This is a genomic window from Cellulophaga tyrosinoxydans (assembly GCF_900176415.1).
Classification (GTDB): domain Bacteria; phylum Bacteroidota; class Bacteroidia; order Flavobacteriales; family Flavobacteriaceae; genus Cellulophaga; species Cellulophaga tyrosinoxydans.
On sequence record NZ_FWXO01000008.1, the window covers coordinates 15409 to 34971 of the forward strand.

A 19563-nucleotide genomic window follows, 5' to 3' on the forward strand; every position below is an offset into this window, starting at 1 on the left:
AGGCTTACACCTTATAAAATTAATTACTTAGTTATCGACTACGTATGAAAATCTTAGCAGATTTTCTATTTGGTTTTTATTTGTTTAATTAAGTGCATAAACCCGCCATTAATTATACATAAAAACGTTAACGGTACTAAGAAAAACTACAGAACTAATTAAGAACATATGAAAATAGCAAAGAAAATAGGAAAGTGGTTTTTGGTAATACTGGGAGTAATTGTTACATTCATTTTAGTTATACTACTAATAATCCTAATCAATAGCTCTGGAGACGAAGAACCATTTTTAGACGAAAAGGGTAATGTGCTCCCTAATAGTATTGCTATGCACGAGGATATGACCATAAATGGAGTGCCACAAAGGATTACCATTAGAGGAAAAGACAAGAATAATCCTGTGCTACTCATAGTTCACGGAGGACCAGGTGCACCAATTTTACCGGTTATTTACAAACTCACAGGAATTGATTTGGAAGATTTATTTACGGTTTGCTATTGGGAACAAAGAGGCTCTGGATTAGCCTATAATGAAAGTATCCCTGATTCGTCCATTACTTTAACCCATATCGTAAATGATGGTTTGGAACTATCAGAACACTTAAAAAAGACTTTTAAAAAAGATAAAATTTATATTGAAGGTTTATCATGGGGAACAGCGGTAGCAGCTTATATGGTTCAAAAACAGCCTGAATTATATAACGCTTATATTGGTAGTGGTTTAATGGCTAATCTATCACTTTCGGAAGAATTATCGTATGAATTTGCACTATCAGAATCATTAAAACATAATGATACCATTTCAATCAATCTATTAAAACAAATTGGAAAACCACCTTATGTTAAAAACTCAAAAAATTCAGTAACCGAAGCGTTTGAAATAGAACGACAGATTGTAATGAAGTATGCACCGATAAAATTAGATACCGATTTTAATTTTATTAAAAGTATGTTTTTAGATAATGGGTTAACGTTTAAGGAAAAATTTACAGATATGATAAATAGTCCTGAGTCTTACTATCCTGCAGCTAAGATTTTAGAATCTACCGCGATTGATATGAATTTAATGCGTGATATTCCTGAATTGAAAGTGCCAATTTATATATTACAAGGAGACAATGACCATTTTACCGAAACGTCTGTAGCCAAGATGTATTTTGATTCCATTATTGCGCCATCTAAAAAATGGTTTTTATTTGAAAATGGAACGCACGGAGTACAGGTTGAATATCCAGAAAAATATCGTTCAATATATATCCATGAAATACTGGGGAAATAATTACTATCGCTAATACCATGTATAATTAATTACTAGATCTAGCCTACTCACGAATCGCGAAGTATGCAGATTCTTGGATTTTCTATTTGGTGATTGTATAAAAATAATTGCCTAAATGTAGAGTCTATGCTTTAATTCCATAAACATTCGTAGAATATAAATTGGTAATTATCAGTCTAATTCCGAGCCATTTTATTGGCAATAATACTTATAATAAAAATTTGAAAACCATGAAAAAGCATTATTGGCAATAAAACAATTCCTATACTTGCGGCATTCTGGTATAAAATTTTAGAGAAAATAGTACCATGAACTAGTGATTTTTTGGTGCCACAAAATTGTGCAGTGATTTTATCTTCACGATTAAATCCGAGTTTATTACTAACAATTCCCGTAAAATAATAAACGAAGTAAAATAACAAAATAACACAAATAACTATTACTACAAGATTGGAGGCTTCTAATGAACTAAATACATTCTCGTCAAAAGAAGTGGCAAAACTTTTGTAGATAATTAATAAAATTACTGATTTATCAAATGTAGAAAGGTAAGTATTGTATTTAGCCGCTTGTTTTGCAAAAAACCTATGTAAAAAGAGTCCTAAAATTAATGGCAGCAGAACTTCTGTTAGTAGTTTGATATAGATTTCACCTAAATCAAAATTTGAATTGGAATTGTTTAGAAATAATCCCATCCATAAAGGCGTAATTACAATTCCGATTAAACCGGAAATACTGGCGTTAAAAATAGCTGCAGGTATATTACCTTTAGCGATTGAAACCATTACCACAGAAGACGAAACGGTTGAGGGCAACGATGCCAAAAAGAAAATAGCCAACCAAATACTTCTATTATGCTCTGAATGAACAAATGGTAAGAATAACAAAACAATTATCGGAAATATTAAAAAAGTACTAGCTTGTACCAGAAGGTGAAGCTTCCAATTTTTTAATCCAACTTTTACTTTTTCGGGACTGAGTTTTAGTCCGTAAAAAAAGAATATTAATGAAATTCCTATACTTGCAAGTAAATTTAGGTTAACCGGACTGGATTTGCTGCCAAATTGTGGGAATATATACGCCAGTAATACCGTTGTTGCTATCGCAATTACAAACTTGTCAATTTTAAAATTCATCTAATTATTTGTATGCTAAATAATATATTTTATGATAAAAACCGTCAAAGATAGTAACTATTAATCCGAGTACAATTCCAATGGACAAAGCTTTTTATTTAGATTCCTCGAATAGTTCATTAAAGCTTGGAACAAAAGCTGATTTGATTATTATATTATAAAAACCATTAAAAGATTATTACGCTTACAATGCGTTAGAAAATTGGTTATTAGACATGAAGTTGTAAAAAGAAACGATTTAGGGGTACAATAATAATTTAAAGCTGCATCCAGCTATTAAAACAGTTGGCACCAAGTAGTATTTTGTTTAAAAAACAAGCGTAATAATCTGGTAGGTAAAACCGATAAAAAAAGACGAAAATTTTTTAATTTTCGTCTTCAGGTTTAATAAATTCCGATTGATATTTTTCTAAAAATTTCTTTTGTCTCGACATCATTTCTTGTCTTACCTTATCGAGATTCATAAAATCTTTACCAAAATCACTTTTAAAAAAATCATCATTAAAAAAATGCTTGCTAAAAAGTGAATCACGAGAAAAAACAGCATCAAAACCTTGGTCTTCAAATACCGAAAAATCAGTAAAAAATTTTGATTTAAAAGATTGCATTAAACTATCACGTTTTGATAGTGAAAGATTATCGAACTTAGTATTGGAAGACCACGAATAAATACTATCAAATCTAATCAGGTTTCCATCCTCATCAAACTCTTTATTCACTTGCCAAGAACCCTTTGGTTGTTCAACAATCTCTTTTTTTGCCTCTTTAGATTCTATGTTATTGGTTTCATTTTTTTGTCCGTTACAACCAATACTTAAAAAGCCAACTAATCCTAATAAAACATACTTTTTCATTACTTTATTTTTTAGGTTAAACGTAATTTTTGAGTTGGTGTATTTGTAATAAACAAACCATTACCATCTATGGATTTAATCAAATTATTTTGGTGAAATATAGCTGATTTACGTTCACCATTCTTGTACCAAACACATTCCAAATAAGTATCATTATCAATTACACCAAGTAGCTTGTCTTTTCTTGAAATATATTTTAGTACCTGCATTTTTGGAGCCGTAAGCTTTCCTTTCGCTTTTACCCATTCTCCAGGCTTAAATTTTCTTGACATAACACTACCCTATTAAGTAAACTAATACCATTATAGTAAAAAGGAGACCGATGTATTGGTCTCCTTTAAAATACATCAAATCAAATATTGATAAATCATTACGAGATGTTAATGACTCTAGCGGGCTTTTGCTTAGCCTCTTCTTTTTTAGGCAAGAGAATGCTCAAAATACCTTCTTTATAATTCGCATTAATCTTTTCATCATCTACTGTCTCCGGCAATGTAAAAGTTCTTTTAAATGATGAATAGCCAAACTCTCTACGAGTATAATTTACATGCTTCTGCTCTTCTTCCTCTTTTGTTTCTGTTGAGATAGATAAGATTTGATTATCAAGATCAATAGTAAAGTCTGATTTTTTTAATCCAGGAACCGCCATTTCCACCATATAGGCATCAGCTGTTTCTTTAATATTCACCTTTGGCAAGGTTATTCCTGTATTAAAATTTGAAGTAAATACTGAAGGTAAATCTCTATTAAATAGATCATCTAACCAATTAGACCAAGTTGGGAAGTTTACATTCGAATTTGTGTTTGTTAAACTTCCGTTTTTAGGAACAGTTACTAAATTGCTCATAATTACAAAATTTTAAATTAAACATTATTTCAAACTAGAAATCCTATTGATTTCATTAAAAATCGAACAAAAAAAATACCAAAATAAAGTAGCAACTTTACAGCCTAAATCTTTTATAAAATTCTTAAGAAAAAAATGTCAATTCTTCAGAAGCTGTGTCGATTTTTCATTTTGCAAAATGTCAATTTGACACTTAAAACTAGGCCTTTATTTAGTTTTATCAGAAGTCGGTATAATTAGGGATTGCCTCGTCCTAAATAGCATTATTTATAAACGAAAAACACTACTAACCATATGATTAATAGTGTTCTAGTATTGAACATTTAAGTTCGTCGGGATGACAGGATTGATATTAATGATTCCAATAAACTGAATACCAATAAGTTAAATATTAAATCAGTCATTAGGACACCTTTTTAGACACCTAATTACAGTTTTTAAAGCTTTCAAACATAAAAGTAAACTATATAAACATAAAAAAGCCTAAAATAATTGATTTTTAAGGTTGATAGCTTTATTGTAGTTATTCTTAAACATGATATTAATTAATGATTTTTCATTCCTCTTTTTAGAAATATATGCAGATGACTATTAGAATCTATGCCATAATAAGTTTTCACTAAAATTCTTAATTGATTATCTAAAGAAAATACTGAGTTTTGAAAAGAATTTTTGCTTATTTAAAATGGGAACTGGACTCGAACCAGTGACCTTCGGGTTATGAGCTCTATGCTAAAATCACTTTAAGCATAAATTTTAAGCTCAAAATCCCTGAAAATTATAAAATCGTATGCAAAAACGTATGCACTTTTTAGTTTTCTGATTATAGAAATAATTGCTCTAATTTAATTATATAAATTATACCATTCAACAAAATTCAAATAAAAAAATTAACGAAACCTCTAAACTTAAAATAAACTCAATACATCTTAACAAGTTCATTTTTTATTCAAACCTTATAAATTCTTTATTAATTTAATACTAATAATTAAACATCTATTTACTTCTTGGTAGCCGATTTAGTAACTTATTTAATGAGATCTTCTGAATTGATTTACATTAGTACAACCTGTTGCAAATATAATATGGTTTTAATAATTAAAAAGCTGAAATTATAAACCATGGAAATAACGAAATGAACTAATTGCAACATTTGTTTTAATTATTGCATCATAAATATTTATTTCTTTTTAAGAAGAAACTAATTTTATACAACTAAAAACAAGTTATATATGAACACAAAAAAAACAAAAACAAAAGCTTTAAAAATAGCATTAGTCTTAATTAGTTTTTTAATAAACGCTCCTAAAACTTTCGCACAAAACAATGATACAAAATCGCAAAAAATCGACGTCTTAGAATCTAAAATAGACAGTATCATATCCTTATTAACTTTAAAGGAAAAAGTAGACATGTGCCATGCACAATCTAAATTCAGTTCAAAAGGAGTAGAAAGACTGGGGATTCCAGAAATATGGATGTCTGATGGTCCACATGGCGTACGAGCTGAAATAAGTTGGGACTCTTGGGAATATGCCGGATGGACCAATGATTCCATCACAGCTTTTCCTGCCCTTACTTGTTTAGCTGCAACTTTTAATCCTATATTATCAGGAGAATATGGTTATAATCTTGGTGAAGAAGCCAGATACCGAAAAAAGGATATCTTACTTGGTCCTGGAGTTAACATTTACAGAACCCCACTTAACGGAAGAAATTTTGAATACATGGGCGAAGACCCATTTCTAGCTTCAACCATGGTTGTTCCATATATTAAAGGTGTTCAAAAAAACGGTGTAGCTGCTTGTGTTAAGCACTATGCACTAAACAACCAAGAATTATGGCGTAATGAGGTAAGTGTTGAAGTTAGCGACCGAGCCCTTTACGAAATATATTTACCAGCGTTTAAAGCTGCGGTGATTGACGGAGGTGTTTGGTCTATAATGGGAGCTTACAATAAGTTTAGAGGTCAGTACTGTTGCCATAATGAATTACTATTGAATAACATATTAAAGAAAGACTGGGCTTTTGATGGTGTTGTAGTAAGCGACTGGAGTGGCGCACACGACACCTATGAATCTGCCCTATTTGGATTAGATATTGAAATGGGAACCGGTACAGATGGTTTAGGTTCATCAACAGCCAATCACTACGATAATTATTATTTGGCAACGCCATTTTTAAAATCAATAAAATCTGGAGAAATTGATGAAGCCGTTGTAAACGATAAAGTTAGACGCATACTAAGATTAATGTATAGAACTAACATGAGTTCTAATCGCCCGTTGGGTCGCGTAAATAATAAAGAACATCACGACATTGCACGTAAAGTGGCACAAGAAGGCATTGTTTTACTTAAAAACAAAAACAATTTCTTTCCTGTAAAAGATGAAAACATAACGATAGCTGTCATTGGGGAAAACGCAACCCGTTCTATGACGGCTGGTGGAGGTTCTTCAGAATTAAAACCTCAATTCGAAATCTCACCTTTAGCAGGTTTAAAAGCGCGCTATAAAAACGCAACTATTGTACACGCTATGGGGTATGCTACTGGCCCATCGGTTTATGATGCCATTATTCCTTCTAAACTTAATGCCGACTCGCTAAGAGTTGAAGCCATAAAAGTTGCAAAAAATGCAGATATAGTCTTGTTTTTTGGCGGATTGAATAAAAGCCATTTACAAGATTGTGAAGGTGCCGACAGAAAACAGTTTAATTTACCTTTTGGTCAAGACGAACTGCTTAACGACATCTTAAGTGTAAATAAAAATGTTGGGTATATTTTAATGTCAGGTAATGCGGTTGAAATGCCATGGTTAAACCAAGTAAATGGTGTTATGCAAACCTGGTACCTTGGCAGTATGGCTGGACAAGGTATTGCCGATGTAATAAGTGGCGATGTAAACCCTTCTGGAAAATTACCATTTTCTTTCCCTGTAAAATTGAAGGATAATGCAGCACACGCTTTTGGAGAATCATCGTACCCCGGCATAAATTACACACAAACCTATAAAGAAGATATTTTAGTTGGATACAGATGGCATGAAACAAAAAAAATAGATCCCCTGTATGCTTTTGGTTATGGACTTTCATATACTAATTTTAATATAACTGGTATTAAAACAGATAAAAAAACATACCAGCCAAACGACAAAATTAAAGTAACCTGCCAAATTACAAATACTGGTAATTTAGATGGTGCCGAGGTTATTCAAGTATATATAGGCAAACCAAAATCTGAAGTAAAAAGAGCACTAAAGGAACTAAAAGGATTTCAAAAAATCCATTTAAAAGTTGGGGAGCAAAAAAATGCTGAACTAACTATTGATGCAGCTGATCTAGCTTTTTATGATGAATCTATTTCTGATTGGAATCTTGAAAAAGGAGATTACAAAATTTATATAGGTAACGCTTCTAATAGCATTAATAAAATTATAAATATAAATATAAAATAATTTCAAGTGAACACTAATAAAAAAAAGCTATTCAAAAAGTTTGATTTAACGTTAACAACGCTTTAATCTCTTTTTAAATAGCTTTTTTTTGTTATCAAACTCAATTTTCGCATACTAAAAACACTTGTATTCACATGGTAGCTATTCTAAAGGTCCATAACTAATTACCTCCCTTCATCCATAAGTATCGCTAAAAATTGAGGCTATTTTATTTGAGAAAGAAATATTATAATTTCCCCACTTGCATATCACAAATAACATGCTAAAACTTACATATAAAAAGTTTTAAAATCTTCACATAGTATCTATCAAAATTATTAAACAATTACTTAATTAGTCAACCCTTAAAAATTCGTTTTTATCTGAATTTGAAAATAGTACAAGGTTTTAAGATGAATTTGAATGCTTTCGAAAAGGTGTAAAAATGATGATTTCCATTTATTGATCATTCTTTTGAAGTTGAATGCCGCTGCTGCAAGTATAATATTGATGTTGTCTCCCGCGATTCCCTTGTAAAAGTTGCGGTTCAGTCTGTGATCTGTTTTAATATGTCCGATAACAGGTTCTATAGCTGCTCTTTTTTTATGTGCTGCACTCCGTTTTTTGCGCTGGTAATAACTTAAGTTTTTCTTAGGTGTCGATGGCATAAGGATTACGGTTTCCCCGATCTGTTTTTTACCGCGATAGCCTCTGTCGACTTTTGACCTTTTGGGTTGTTTTTCCGTTAATCTTTTTACTTGTTTCAGGGTAGGTTCCAAAGTGTGCCCGTCATATTCATTACGAAAACCAAGCGCTCCAACAATGACTCCTGTGTCGGTCTTGACAAATGATGCTTTATTTCCAAACTCATATTTTTTGTGTTCTTTTCCCTTTGATATGCAACAAACCTCTGGTTCGTGTAAGGAATAGACCTTGTTTTTAGAACCTCTTTTTTGTGCCAATACTTCTTTGTACAGATTCAACTGGCTTTGATACCTTGAATTGGGCGGAAGGTTTCTTTCCAGTTCCCTGACCAATCTACCCGCTATGGTTTTTAACTTTCTATCCGCTTTTCTGGCTTTTACTTTATTTTTGGGATGGTTTCTAAAGCGTTGGGCTATTGAAAGTTCTTTTAGTATCCTTGTATAGGTTTGCCTTACGGGCAATTGTTCTTCCTTTGCAATTTTTTGACACTTTTTGATGATTTTTTTGTGTAGTTTGGCATCTGTGGGGAAGGTAATGTTTTTCTCCTGCACCGTAGTGTCAATATTGACGTTGGAATCATTGGCGTCATCTCCATTGATCCGAATACTTTCTTTTAAAATCAATTCAATGCCTTTTTCCCCGATCCTGTTTCTGAAATAAACCAGTTCGCTTGACTGACATGGGGGAGCCGATACAAAAGCGATTTCTCCACAAAAGTATTGATAATAAATATTTTCACTCCATTGTTCCACAACACTTTCATCGGAAACGTTACGAATGTGCTTAAGCATTAACAGACCCACCATTAAGCGTATAGGTTTTGCCGGACGACCTTTGTCTTGACTGTACAAGGGTAAAAAAGCTTCTTCAAAAACATGCCAATGAATTTTGTTCGCAAGAATAAAAAGTGGATGATTTTGATTTAAAGTGTCTTCAAAATTAAAGAACAAACTGTTTTGATTAGTGATTTTTTGCTTAGGTTTCATTGAAAAAATATGCAAGCTTTATGATTCTAAGATACGAAATCCTGCAATTATTCGCAATGATTTAAAGTATTAATTTATTGAAATTCAAGTGTTTGAACTATTGTTAAGGATTGACTAATTATCTTTTAAAAATGTGATTTTAAAATTTGGACATACATAAAAAAAAACATCGTTCAAAAATTGCTTTTTAAACGATGTCCTTAACTAAACAACTAAACTAACTCAATTTAACCCTTCTAAAAATCCTGTATGTGCACTTTTTAATTTAAAATCTTTATCATATAATAGGGGCCAGTCATTCCCTGGATGATTCAAATCTGTATTATAAGGGATCCAAGATTCATTGTCTTTAAATCCCCAAACTGTTAAAGCATACTTATTAGCAGCAGGAAGAGCATTATAGATTTTAACAATCTCTAAATATTTTGCTTTTTGAGCCAAATTTCTTTCTTCAGTGAGGTAAGTAATATCATTATTTTGGTTCACTTGTATATCCAACTCAGAAACATGAATTTTTAAGCCTTTAACAACAGCTCTATTAATATCGGTCTCCATTTGTATTTTCGTAGGACTCAGATATGTGTTATGCATTTGAAAACCAACACCATCTATAAGGTTATTTGCCATTAAATCATCTACAATTGTATAAACTTTATTTTGTTTATTAATATTAGTTGAAGTCGCATAATCATTATAGAAAAGCAATAAATTTGTATCCCCAGCAGCATTTGCTGCATCTCTAGCCCACTGAAAACAGTCTTTAATATAATTAGGGCCCATCTTTTGAAGAAAAATAGTATTTCTTAAACCACCATCATTATCATTAACAGCCTCATTTACAACATCCCATGACTTAACCTTTCCTGCGTAGCGTGTAACCACATCGGTTATGTATTTTTTCACTTCTAACGCAAACTCTGCATCGGTACCTGAAAAATTGGCCAACCAATTAGGCACTGCGTTATGCCAAACTAAAGCATGACCATGCACATTTATACCATTATCATTTCCATATTTAACTATTTTGTCTGCTGCTACCCAATTATAAGATCCGCTACCTGTAGAAATGGGATTCATTTTCATTTCATACTCAGCCGTAATACTGCTAAATTCATTTTTAAGAACCGTATCATACGAACTACCTTCTGTTAGTTGATTCGATTTAACAGCTACACCTACAAAAAAAGGATTAGCTAGAGCATTGGCTTTAACTTTAAGAAAAGTTGGATCTTCTGGTTCTTCAGGTATAACCCCTGTAGTTATAACCGTTATCGCATTTGAATTGCTAGAAATTTCGGCACCTCGTTTAGCTCTTACTCTATAATAATAGTTAATCGCTGGAGAAAGCCCAATTACTGAAACAGTATTCCCTTGAACAACAAACGCTTCATAACCAGTAAGCATCATAGAAAAACTACTAGACGTTGAAACATCAATTAAATAACTCTCTGCTTCAGGTACCAAAACCCAATTTGCCTGAAAAGAAGTATCTGTAATATTACTAGCCGTTGAAGCAAATGGTATTCCCAACTTAGCCGAAGGTTCTGGAGAATTACCATCATCTTTACTACAACTTAGTAATGTAAATACTAAAAAAAAGGCAATTCCCATTTTTAAATTAATTATTTTCATCTTTTTTTGTTTAAAAAAGGTTACTGTTTTTTAAAGCAGTAACCTCTTATTATAATATTTTAAATTAAATTATTCTTCTACTCTAAATTTAATATCATCAAATTTCAAGGTTGAAGCTGTACCATTATTAGGCAAAGAAACTTTAACTTGTAATATACCTGACGGATCTACTTTTTTAGTATCTGTTGCGGCATTTCCAGGATTATAACCAGATCCAAATTGATCTAAGACTGCTGAAACTTCTTGCCATCCACTTGTAGTAATAGTGAAATTATAGGCCCAAGTATCAAGAATCACATCAAATGAAGAACCAGCGCTAGCATTTACCATCATTTTAAATGTTACTTTAGAAGCGGCAGTTGCTGTACTTGGCAAAAATGCCCCTGCTTCATTATTCTGGCATCCATTATATCCATTTGCTGTGGCTCCATTATAATCGTATTGTGCACAATTACCGGTTTGCCCTGCTGCTGTAACAGTCAAAGCACCTGCATCACCATAAAAACCCCAAGTACTGGTATACAACCCATTGCCATCAAAATCTTCAAACAAATAATCAACAAAACCAAAATTGATATCTAAAAAAGTCGTGTTTGAAACTCCAGGACCAGCAGGAACTATTACCGTACTACCAGCTGGCGTTGTAATAACAACGTGAGCTCCTTCTGTAGCACTGGTTGGTACAATAAAGTACATTTCTTTATCTGAAACTAATGTATAATCTAACGGTTCTCCTCCAAATGTAACCGATAAAATATCAATAAACCAATCTCCTTTTATTGTTACTTTGTCTCCTAATTTAGGGTTTAGTGCACTAAAATTTGCAAAAACAGGAGCAGGTTGTATAATATTTATTTGAGAATCAATTTCCCCATTAGCTGTTATAAACTTTATAGGTTGAACGCCAAAATTATATGGGTTATCAAAATCAAAATTAGGTATATTGAAAAAAATAGCAACATCCGAATTTAAATTAGGATTAAAAGAAACTTCTAGATTATTATCAAGAATAATTTGTTTTAAACCAGATAAATTAGCTCCTTCAACCTTAAGCAATTCACCAGGTGTACCTGATGCATTGGGATTTGTTTGCGAAACAAAAGTTGTTATTGTTGGTAATTGAACATTATCTTCTGAACACGAAAACAGTACAGCAACAAACATTATTATTACAAGATTTATTTTGAAAATATTTTTCATAATTATTATTTAAAAATTAAACGGAACTGGCTCAGCAGTTAAATTAACATTAATACTTATAGCACCTGCTGGTAAAGGCAAAGTAAAGTAATCATCAGTAGGTGATACCTTTATAGAAACTAACTCGGTTCTGGCCCCATCGCCATAAAAACCTCTTTCTTGCGCGGCAATTTCTGCTAATGCGTCTGCTCTATTTCTTCGTTGTAAATCAAAATAGTATTGTCCTTCTAACAGAAATTCAATTCTTCTTTCTTTAAACAAGCTAGTTTGAGTAATTTCGGTTACTGCCCCTAAGCCTGCACGAGAGCGAACTCTATTAAAAGCTAATAATGCTTCACCATCTGAAGTAGAAACACTTGCTCCTAACTTGGCTTCAGCTAGCATTAATAATATATCAGCAAAACGCAGTACATTTGTATTTTGTTCTGTTCTCATAAAGCAAACATTATAGCCATCTTCGGCAGAACCTACAATATATTTTCGAAAATTTAGGGCGGTTTGAGATGGTAATTTATCAAAAGTATAACCTCCTTTTTTACTTAATAATTCTGGATAAACATCGCCATCAACCATAATGGATGGTTTTCTTCTTTTATCTCCCAATTCGTACAACCCAGGTAAATCAATAGTTGGCATGTAAGACCCCCAACCATCGCCACCACCAGTAATACCAGAACCTGACGGAACAATAAAAGCTTGTTCGGTGTTTTGAGTACCCCATTCATTACAGTTTACCGTCCATTGTAATGAAAACAAACTTTCCTTACTATTATTAAAATTAGGATTATTAAACAAATTCCCATAGTCTTCCAATAAATCGTACTTTCCACTATTTATTACCTCTCTGCATAATTGGGCGGCCTCATCATATTTTTGTAAATTTAGTTTTACTTTTGCAAGCATTCCCATTGCCGAGTATTTTCCAACTCTTCCTATTTTTGGGTTCTCCGTCAACTTTTCAGAAGCATCTTCCAAATCCATCTCAATGAATTTATAAACGTCCGACTCTAAATTTCTAAAAGCATTTATACCGGAAGAGTTTTCGTCATAAATTGGAACTGGCCCCCATATTCGTACTAAATAGAAGTAAGCCGTAGCTCTCATAAATTTAGAAACACCAATCCCTTGAATATAAGCATCTTCTGGAATATTTTCTTTGTCATTAATTAAATCTTGCATTAGTGAATTTGCTTGATTTACTACAGAAAATAGCCCTGTCCAGTTACTATTTAAAACGGCATTATCATTCAATACAGAGGCTTCTGCAAAAGGCCTAAATTCACCATCGTTTGCCCATACATTACCTGCATATGTGTCTCCTTGGGTTATCATACCCTTAAAATTATAATCAAACCACCCTTTAGTGTACATTCCGTTTTGAATGCCTTCATAAGGTGATGCTCCTGGCGGTAAACAATCTACGCATAATGTATTCTCAGACCTCAAATCTGTAAAGTCTCCTGAACACGATGCAAAGAAAAGAATCGTGGTAACTAGCATTAGTGCTTTTTTTAAGTGCTTTCTCATAATAATCAATTTTAATGTTATTAAAAAGCTAGATTAACACCTAGCGTTATTGTTTTTGCTAAAGGATATCTACCTACATCTAAGCCAGCGTATCTTATATCTGAATTTCTGCTTCCAATTTCTGGGTCTAGACCAGAGTATTTTGTAAACGTAAATAAGTTTTGTCCTGAAAGGTATACTCTTGCTTTGGTAAAGAAATTTGTTTTACTCAAAATATCAGAGCTTATATTATATCCCATTGTAATATTTTGAATTCTAATATAAGACCCATCTTCTACAAAACGATCTGAAACACGAGTGTTGGCATTTCCATTTCCTAAATCAATTCTTGGAATATTTGTGTTTTGAGCTAAATTGGCAGCGTCGTCTAAAGTAACACCATCTGGTAAATAGTTTACAACGAAATGGTTTAGTGCATCTGTAGTTTGATTTTCTCCTATGAAACGTAATGCTTCTGTATAAAATCTATTTTGATTGTATATTTTGTTGCCGTATGAACCGTTTAACACAACACTTAAGTCAAAATTCTTATAACTAAAATTATTGTTGATACTAAAGGTAAATTTTGGAAGCGCAGACCCAATGTACGTTCTGTCTTTTAGTGTAATTTCTCCATCTTCATCTATATCTTTAAATTTAATATCTCCTACACTGGTTTTACCTGGCACCTGAATAGCACTTTCATTAATTTCTTGTTGGGTTCTAAAAATACCATCTGTAACAAATCCGTAAATTTGTCCCAGAGATTTTCCTTGTTCCACGTAACTATAAAGCAATTCTCCATCAGACTGCGGAATATTGGCGGTTAGTGGTTTTGTACCATCATAAAATTTTGTCAATTTATTAGTAAACGTTGAGAATATGAAAGTAGAATTCCATGATATATCTTTTGTTTGATAATTTCTAGTATTCAAAGTTATATCGATACCCTTGTTTAGCATTTCACCTACATTTTCGAAAGGCAAAACTCTACCCGCTGTTCTGTCATCTGCTGGTCTTTGAATTAATAAATCTGAAGATTTTTTTTGATACACATCTAGGTCTAACTTAATGGCATCATCCAATAAGCCAATTTCTAAACCTATATTTATAGATTTTAAAGTTTCCCATTTAATATCTGGATTTCCATCTACAGAATAAATATAAGATAACCCACTTGATGAAGGCACAGCAGAAAATTGCGTTTGATATAAAAAGCTAGGAATGTTTTGATTCCCTACTTCACCATAACCACCACGTAGTTTCAAGTAATTTACAGTATTTGACGATTTCATGAAATCTTCATTCGATATGGTCCAAGCTCCAGAAACAGCTGGAAAATAACCCCATTTGTTATTAGGTCCAAAATTTGAAGATGCATCGGCTCTTATTGAAGCTGTTAAATAATATCTATCATCAAAATTATAGTTAGCTCTAGCAATGTAAGATTGCATAGCCCAAGCATAACTTTGATTATCTACTTCAGAGGTTGATTTTAAACCCAACACTAAATTATCAAATTGATTATTTCCTTCTAATCCTCTACGAGAACCTCTTAAATATTCAAAATCACTTTTTTGTCTTTCTTGCCCCAAAACCACATTCAAACTATGCTTATCAAAACTTTGATTGTATGTTAAATAGTTTTTAACATTCCAATAATAACTTTGATCTTGTTGTTTAAGTGAAGAATTTACTTCGTTGGCAGCGGTACCAATGTTATCGTATGTAGGAATAAAAACCCTACCATCGCCGGCATTCAAATCGTAACCCAATTCCGTTCTAAAAGTTAATGGATTGGCTAATGTTATTTCAGCAAATAAATTACCATTTATCTTAAATTTTTTATCACTATTATTAACATATTCTGAATAAGCAACTGGATTGACAGCTTCGTAATTATTGGCGGCACCATTTACACCTCCTCCAGGAGCTCCGAAACTACCATCTGGGTATCTTACTGGTATTAGTGGACTTAAACGCAAAGCAGAAGATACAATACCACCTCTATCATCATTTTTAACGATGCGTTGCTTAATATTACTTAAGGATATATTGTTACCTACTTTAAGCCAATCATTAACCTTTGTATCAATGTTTAAACGCATCGAAATTCGCTCAAAATTGGTATTAACAATAACACCGTCTTGCTTGAAATAACCGAGTGAGGTATAATAGCGCGTTCCATCTTTTTCTCCAGAAATCGCAACTTGATTATTAGTAACTATAGCTTCTCTAAAAATTTCCTCTTGCCAATTAGTACCTTTACCTAATAAACTAGGATTTTGAAATTCAAAAGGTACTTCTCTATTATCAGATTTTAACAAATCGCTTGTGTACTGAGCGTATTGTTGCAAATCCATCATATCAATATATTTTGTAACAGATTGAATACCCGTATAATTATCAAAAGAAATTACCGCTTTGCCTTTTTTTCCTTTTTTGGTAGTAATTAAAACAACACCATTTGAACCATTAGCTCCATAAATTGCAGTGGCCGATGCATCTTTTAAAATATCTATAGATTCAATGTCTGACATATTTATACCAGACAACGCAGAATTGACATTCTGCCCTGCTCCACCACCTGTAGCTGATCCTAAATCTAATGATTTGTTATTTCTATCCGCGAAAATAGGTGTACCATCTATTACGTACAATGGTTCATTTCCATTTATAGACGTTATCCCTCTTATTTTCATAGAAACACCGCCACCTGGAGCCCCTGAGTTTTGAGACACCGTAACCCCGGCAGCTTTACCAATTAAGGCTTGATCTACAGATGTAAATGGCTGATCTCTTAATTCACTCACAGAAACAGATGAAATAGCTCCTGTTAAATCTTTTCTTTTAGAAGTACCGTAACCAATTACCACTACCTCATCTAACGCTGAAGTATCTTGTAATAAATTAACGTTTAAAATGTTTTGCCCTGTAAATACAATTTCTTGCTTTGCAAAACCTAAATAAGTAAATACTAACGTACTGTTTGGAGTTACATCTTTTATGGCATAATTACCATCAAAATCTGTAATATTTCCTTTTGAGGTTCCTTTAACGAGAATGTCTACCCCTGGCAAGGGCATTCCAGACTCATCTGTAACAGTGCCCGACACGGTTTTTGTTTGTGAAAAAGCACTTTGTATGCACATCATTACCAAAGCAATGACTGCCAATTTAAACTTTATCTTCATGTTAAATAGTTTAGGTTATTAATTTAGTTTGTTGATTATTTAATTTATTAATGTTAAATTTTTTACTAATACATCACTAGTAGTGGTATCTGCCACACCTTTAAAACTAGGCTGCTTTCCTCCAATACTTACTTTCAATAATCCTGATTCTAATACTGCAATGCCTTCATTATTTATTAAGGCATATTGTTTTGGACTAATACTGAAGCTTAATTTTTTAGTTTCGCCTGCTTTTAAATGAATCCTTTCAAAACCTACCAAAGTTCTTATGGCTGCATCTACTTTTCCTTCGTGAGAAACATATAGTTGAACAACTTCATCGCCATTAACGGCTCCCGTATTTTTAACGTCAACAGTTATTTCTAAGTCGTTGTTTATGCTTAATGTATCCGGGATATTCAAATTGGTATATGCAAAACTTGTATAGCTTAAACCATGACCAAAAGGAAAAAGTGGATCCCCTTTAAAGTATTTATAGGTTCTATTTTCCATGTTATAGTTTTTAAAATCTGGCAAATCATCAACCGATTTATAGAAAGTTACAGGCAATCGGCCTGCAGGATTGTAATCTCCAAACAAAACATCTGCAATAGCATTTCCTCCAAATTCTCCTGGATACCATGCTTCTAAAATTGCTGGAATATTATCTGCTGCCCAATTAACGGCTAATGCACTTCCGTTCATTAAAACCAAAATGGTTGGTTTACCAAGCGCTTGAATTTTTTTCATTAATTCAATTTGCGTTTTAGGAAGGGTAATATCTGAACGGTCTCCTTTATCAAAACCTTCTAATAACACTGGCATTTCTTCTCCTTCAATATCTGGCGAAAGACCTAAGCACATTACTACAACTTCAGATTTTTTCGCAGCCTCTAAAGCTGGTGTTATTAAATCTTGATCCATTTTTGCCCAAACAAATTGAGCTTGAGGATCTGAGTGGTAATTATAATATTCAATTTTTATTTCATGACCTATTCCTGATTGTAAATCAATATCAAAATATTTAGTTTTTGGCTCATGATCGTCTTTAAATTCAAACTTTAAGTCACCATCAAAATAGAGTTTACCTGCACTACTCGCTCTAAGTCCTATTCTATATTTCCCACTTTCATTTGGCACTAATTGCCCTGTCCATTTAACAGAAAAGTCATCTGTTTTTAAATTATCAATAGGTTTTTTTAACGTCCAAATAAAATCTACCACGCTATCTTTTCTAATAAATTCTGGAGTTCCTTCCCAGTTTGTGTTTTTAAAATATTCTGCTTTTAAACCTTTATTTTCTCCATTTTTTAACACAGAAGATGGTATTGTATTTAATGTGGGCCAACCAATAGCAATATCACTACCTAATGCATAGTTAATAGTAGCATTAGGCAACTTATCCATAATTGCTTTTAGTGGTGTATTGTAATTTTTTGGTGTGCCATGATAGTTACCTAACAATGCTTGTTTGGAATTGGCATTAGGCCCTATCACTGCAATCGATTTTATATTTTTACTTAAAGGGAGCGTATTGTTTTGGTTTTTCAACAATACCATAGATTCTTTTGCTATTTTTTCAGACAAATCATAATGTTCTTGACTCGCAACTACACTATAAGGAATTTTAGACCATATCACATCCGCTTCAGAGTCAAACATACCTAACTTAAAGCGTGCTGTCATCAATCGTGTTAGTGCCAAATCAATTTTTTCTTCATCAACCATTTTTTTAAGGACGGCTTCCTTTAAATTAGGGTCGTAACAGTCTCCACAATTCAAATCTGTCCCTCTAGAAACTGCTAAGGCACTGGCCTCTGCTGGTGTTTTTACAAGCTCGTGTTTTCCTGGTTCCCAAAAATCATTAATCGCCCAACAATCAGAAACCACATAACCATCAAAACTCCAATCGTCACGAAGAATTTTTTGTAATAAAAGATTACTTCCACAGCAAGCTTCTTCTCTAAAACGATTATAGGCACACATTACAGAATGTACTTTAGCTTCCTTTACAGCAGCTTCAAACGCAGGCAAATAAGTTTCGAACAAATCTTTATTAGATGTCTGGTAATTATCTTCATGTCTAGATTTTTCTGGTCCACTATGCACCGCATAGTGTTTTGCCGTTGCTACCACTTTTAAATATTTAGAATCATCTCCTTGAAGTCCTTTAATATAATTAACCCCTATTCTACTAGTTAAATATGGGTCTTCGCCATAGGTTTCTTGTCCTCTTCCCCACCGTGGATCTCTAAAAATATTGATATTAGGAGTCCAAAACGTCAAACCTTGGTAAATACCTCTTTTACCTTCAGAAATAAATTTGTGGTGTTTTGCTCTTGCTTCGTCTGATACTGCTGTACCCATTTCGAAAATTAAAGGTGCATTCCACGTAGCCCCCATACCAATTCCTTGTGGAAAAACGGTAGCTTCGCCAGCTCTGGCAACGCCATGTAAACATTCGTTCCACCAGTTGTAAGCAGGTACTCCCAACCTATTAATCTCAGGAGCATCATAACGCATTTGTGATACTTTTTCTGATAATGTCATTTGACTAATTAAATCCCGCACCCTTTCTTCAATCGGCAAAGAAGTATCATTAAATTTAAAGGCAGTAAATTTTGCTACTTGCTCATTTGTTTTGTTTGCCTTACACGAAATAAAAAAAACCACAACGGTTAATAAACAGATTTTTGAAAGCTTAATTAAAAACTGAGGTCTATTGTATATATTAAAATTCATTAAAAGCGTTTTTTTATTGTAGATGAATTAATTATTGGAAACTACATATTAATAAGAGTAGAAAAACAAA

At 32.7% G+C, this 19563-nt stretch carries 12 protein-coding genes; 2 read left to right on the forward strand and 10 right to left on the reverse strand.

The window, feature by feature from the left end; translation table 11 throughout:
* Nucleotides 1–168 precede the first annotated feature (168 nt).
* The gene (locus tag B8963_RS15595; RefSeq protein ID WP_084063145.1) at nucleotides 169–1278 is read left to right on the forward strand and encodes an alpha/beta hydrolase family protein; all 1110 of its coding nucleotides are present in this window, start codon (nucleotides 169–171) and stop codon (nucleotides 1276–1278) included.
* A gap of 176 nt (nucleotides 1279–1454) precedes the next feature.
* Here the strand turns inward: B8963_RS15595 and B8963_RS15600 are convergent, their stop codons facing one another.
* The 4 genes from B8963_RS15600 to B8963_RS15615 all read right to left on the reverse strand — a co-directional run bounded on the left by B8963_RS15600 (nucleotide 1455) and on the right by B8963_RS15615 (nucleotide 4115).
* Complete coding sequence (locus B8963_RS15600; RefSeq protein ID WP_084063146.1) at nucleotides 1455–2414, reverse strand: bile acid:sodium symporter family protein; 960 nt, start codon at nucleotides 2412–2414, stop codon at nucleotides 1455–1457.
* A gap of 365 nt (nucleotides 2415–2779) precedes the next feature.
* Nucleotides 2780–3268, reverse strand: a complete 489-nt coding sequence (locus B8963_RS15605; protein ID WP_084063147.1) for a hypothetical protein — start codon at nucleotides 3266–3268, stop codon at nucleotides 2780–2782.
* 11 nt (nucleotides 3269–3279) lie between these two features.
* Nucleotides 3280–3540 carry a YodC family protein gene (locus tag B8963_RS15610; protein WP_084063148.1) on the reverse strand — a complete coding sequence of 87 codons (261 nt, stop codon included), beginning with the start codon at nucleotides 3538–3540 and terminating at the stop codon, nucleotides 3280–3282.
* A 98-nt stretch (nucleotides 3541–3638) separates the two neighbouring features.
* Nucleotides 3639–4115 carry an Hsp20/alpha crystallin family protein gene (locus tag B8963_RS15615; RefSeq protein WP_084063149.1) on the reverse strand — a complete coding sequence of 159 codons (477 nt, stop codon included), beginning with the start codon at nucleotides 4113–4115 and terminating at the stop codon, nucleotides 3639–3641.
* Nucleotides 4116–5347: 1232 nt separating this feature from the next.
* Here B8963_RS15615 and B8963_RS15620 point away from each other — a divergent pair.
* Nucleotides 5348–7570: a beta-glucosidase gene (locus tag B8963_RS15620; protein WP_084063150.1), complete on the forward strand. Its 2223-nt coding sequence runs from the start codon at nucleotides 5348–5350 to the stop codon at nucleotides 7568–7570.
* 344 nt (nucleotides 7571–7914) lie between these two features.
* Here B8963_RS15620 and B8963_RS15625 read toward each other — a convergent pair whose 3' ends face one another.
* The 6 genes from B8963_RS15625 to B8963_RS15650 all read right to left on the reverse strand — a co-directional run bounded on the left by B8963_RS15625 (nucleotide 7915) and on the right by B8963_RS15650 (nucleotide 19493).
* Nucleotides 7915–9240 (reverse strand): IS5 family transposase, encoded by a 1326-nt coding sequence (locus B8963_RS15625; protein ID WP_084063151.1) that lies wholly within the window; start codon nucleotides 9238–9240, stop codon nucleotides 7915–7917.
* A 222-nt stretch (nucleotides 9241–9462) separates the two neighbouring features.
* Nucleotides 9463–10872 carry an endo-1,4-beta-xylanase gene (locus tag B8963_RS15630; RefSeq protein WP_084063152.1) on the reverse strand — a complete coding sequence of 470 codons (1410 nt, stop codon included), beginning with the start codon at nucleotides 10870–10872 and terminating at the stop codon, nucleotides 9463–9465.
* 69 nt (nucleotides 10873–10941) lie between these two features.
* Entirely contained in the window at nucleotides 10942–12072 is a 1131-nt protein-coding gene (locus B8963_RS15635) for an IPT/TIG domain-containing protein (protein WP_143312562.1), read from the reverse strand.
* A 9-nt stretch (nucleotides 12073–12081) separates the two neighbouring features.
* Nucleotides 12082–13599 (reverse strand): RagB/SusD family nutrient uptake outer membrane protein, encoded by a 1518-nt coding sequence (locus tag B8963_RS15640; protein WP_084063154.1) that lies wholly within the window; start codon nucleotides 13597–13599, stop codon nucleotides 12082–12084.
* Nucleotides 13600–13619: 20 nt separating this feature from the next.
* Nucleotides 13620–16772 (reverse strand): SusC/RagA family TonB-linked outer membrane protein, encoded by a 3153-nt coding sequence (locus tag B8963_RS15645; protein WP_084063155.1) that lies wholly within the window; start codon nucleotides 16770–16772, stop codon nucleotides 13620–13622.
* A 39-nt stretch (nucleotides 16773–16811) separates the two neighbouring features.
* Nucleotides 16812–19493: a glycoside hydrolase family 3 C-terminal domain-containing protein gene (locus tag B8963_RS15650; protein WP_084063156.1), complete on the reverse strand. Its 2682-nt coding sequence runs from the start codon at nucleotides 19491–19493 to the stop codon at nucleotides 16812–16814.
* Nucleotides 19494–19563 lie beyond the last annotated feature (70 nt).

What these genes read in the sequence shown, in the direction of transcription:
- B8963_RS15595 (WP_084063145.1), top strand. Translation starts at nt 169, where the DNA reads ATGAAAATAGCAAAGAAAATAGGAAAGTGGTTTTTGGTAATACTGGGA.
- B8963_RS15600 (WP_084063146.1), bottom strand. Translation starts at nt 2,414, where the DNA reads ATGAATTTTAAAATTGACAAGTTTGTAATTGCGATAGCAACAACGGTA.
- B8963_RS15605 (WP_084063147.1), bottom strand. Translation starts at nt 3,268, where the DNA reads ATGAAAAAGTATGTTTTATTAGGATTAGTTGGCTTTTTAAGTATTGGT.
- B8963_RS15610 (WP_084063148.1), bottom strand. Translation starts at nt 3,540, where the DNA reads ATGTCAAGAAAATTTAAGCCTGGAGAATGGGTAAAAGCGAAAGGAAAG.
- B8963_RS15615 (WP_084063149.1), bottom strand. Translation starts at nt 4,115, where the DNA reads ATGAGCAATTTAGTAACTGTTCCTAAAAACGGAAGTTTAACAAACACA.
- B8963_RS15620 (WP_084063150.1), top strand. Translation starts at nt 5,348, where the DNA reads ATGAACACAAAAAAAACAAAAACAAAAGCTTTAAAAATAGCATTAGTC.
- B8963_RS15625 (WP_084063151.1), bottom strand. Translation starts at nt 9,240, where the DNA reads ATGAAACCTAAGCAAAAAATCACTAATCAAAACAGTTTGTTCTTTAAT.
- B8963_RS15630 (WP_084063152.1), bottom strand. Translation starts at nt 10,872, where the DNA reads ATGAAAATAATTAATTTAAAAATGGGAATTGCCTTTTTTTTAGTATTT.
- B8963_RS15635 (WP_143312562.1), bottom strand. Translation starts at nt 12,072, where the DNA reads ATGAAAAATATTTTCAAAATAAATCTTGTAATAATAATGTTTGTTGCT.
- B8963_RS15640 (WP_084063154.1), bottom strand. Translation starts at nt 13,599, where the DNA reads ATGAGAAAGCACTTAAAAAAAGCACTAATGCTAGTTACCACGATTCTT.
- B8963_RS15645 (WP_084063155.1), bottom strand. Translation starts at nt 16,772, where the DNA reads ATGAAGATAAAGTTTAAATTGGCAGTCATTGCTTTGGTAATGATGTGC.
- B8963_RS15650 (WP_084063156.1), bottom strand. Translation starts at nt 19,493, where the DNA reads ATGAATTTTAATATATACAATAGACCTCAGTTTTTAATTAAGCTTTCA.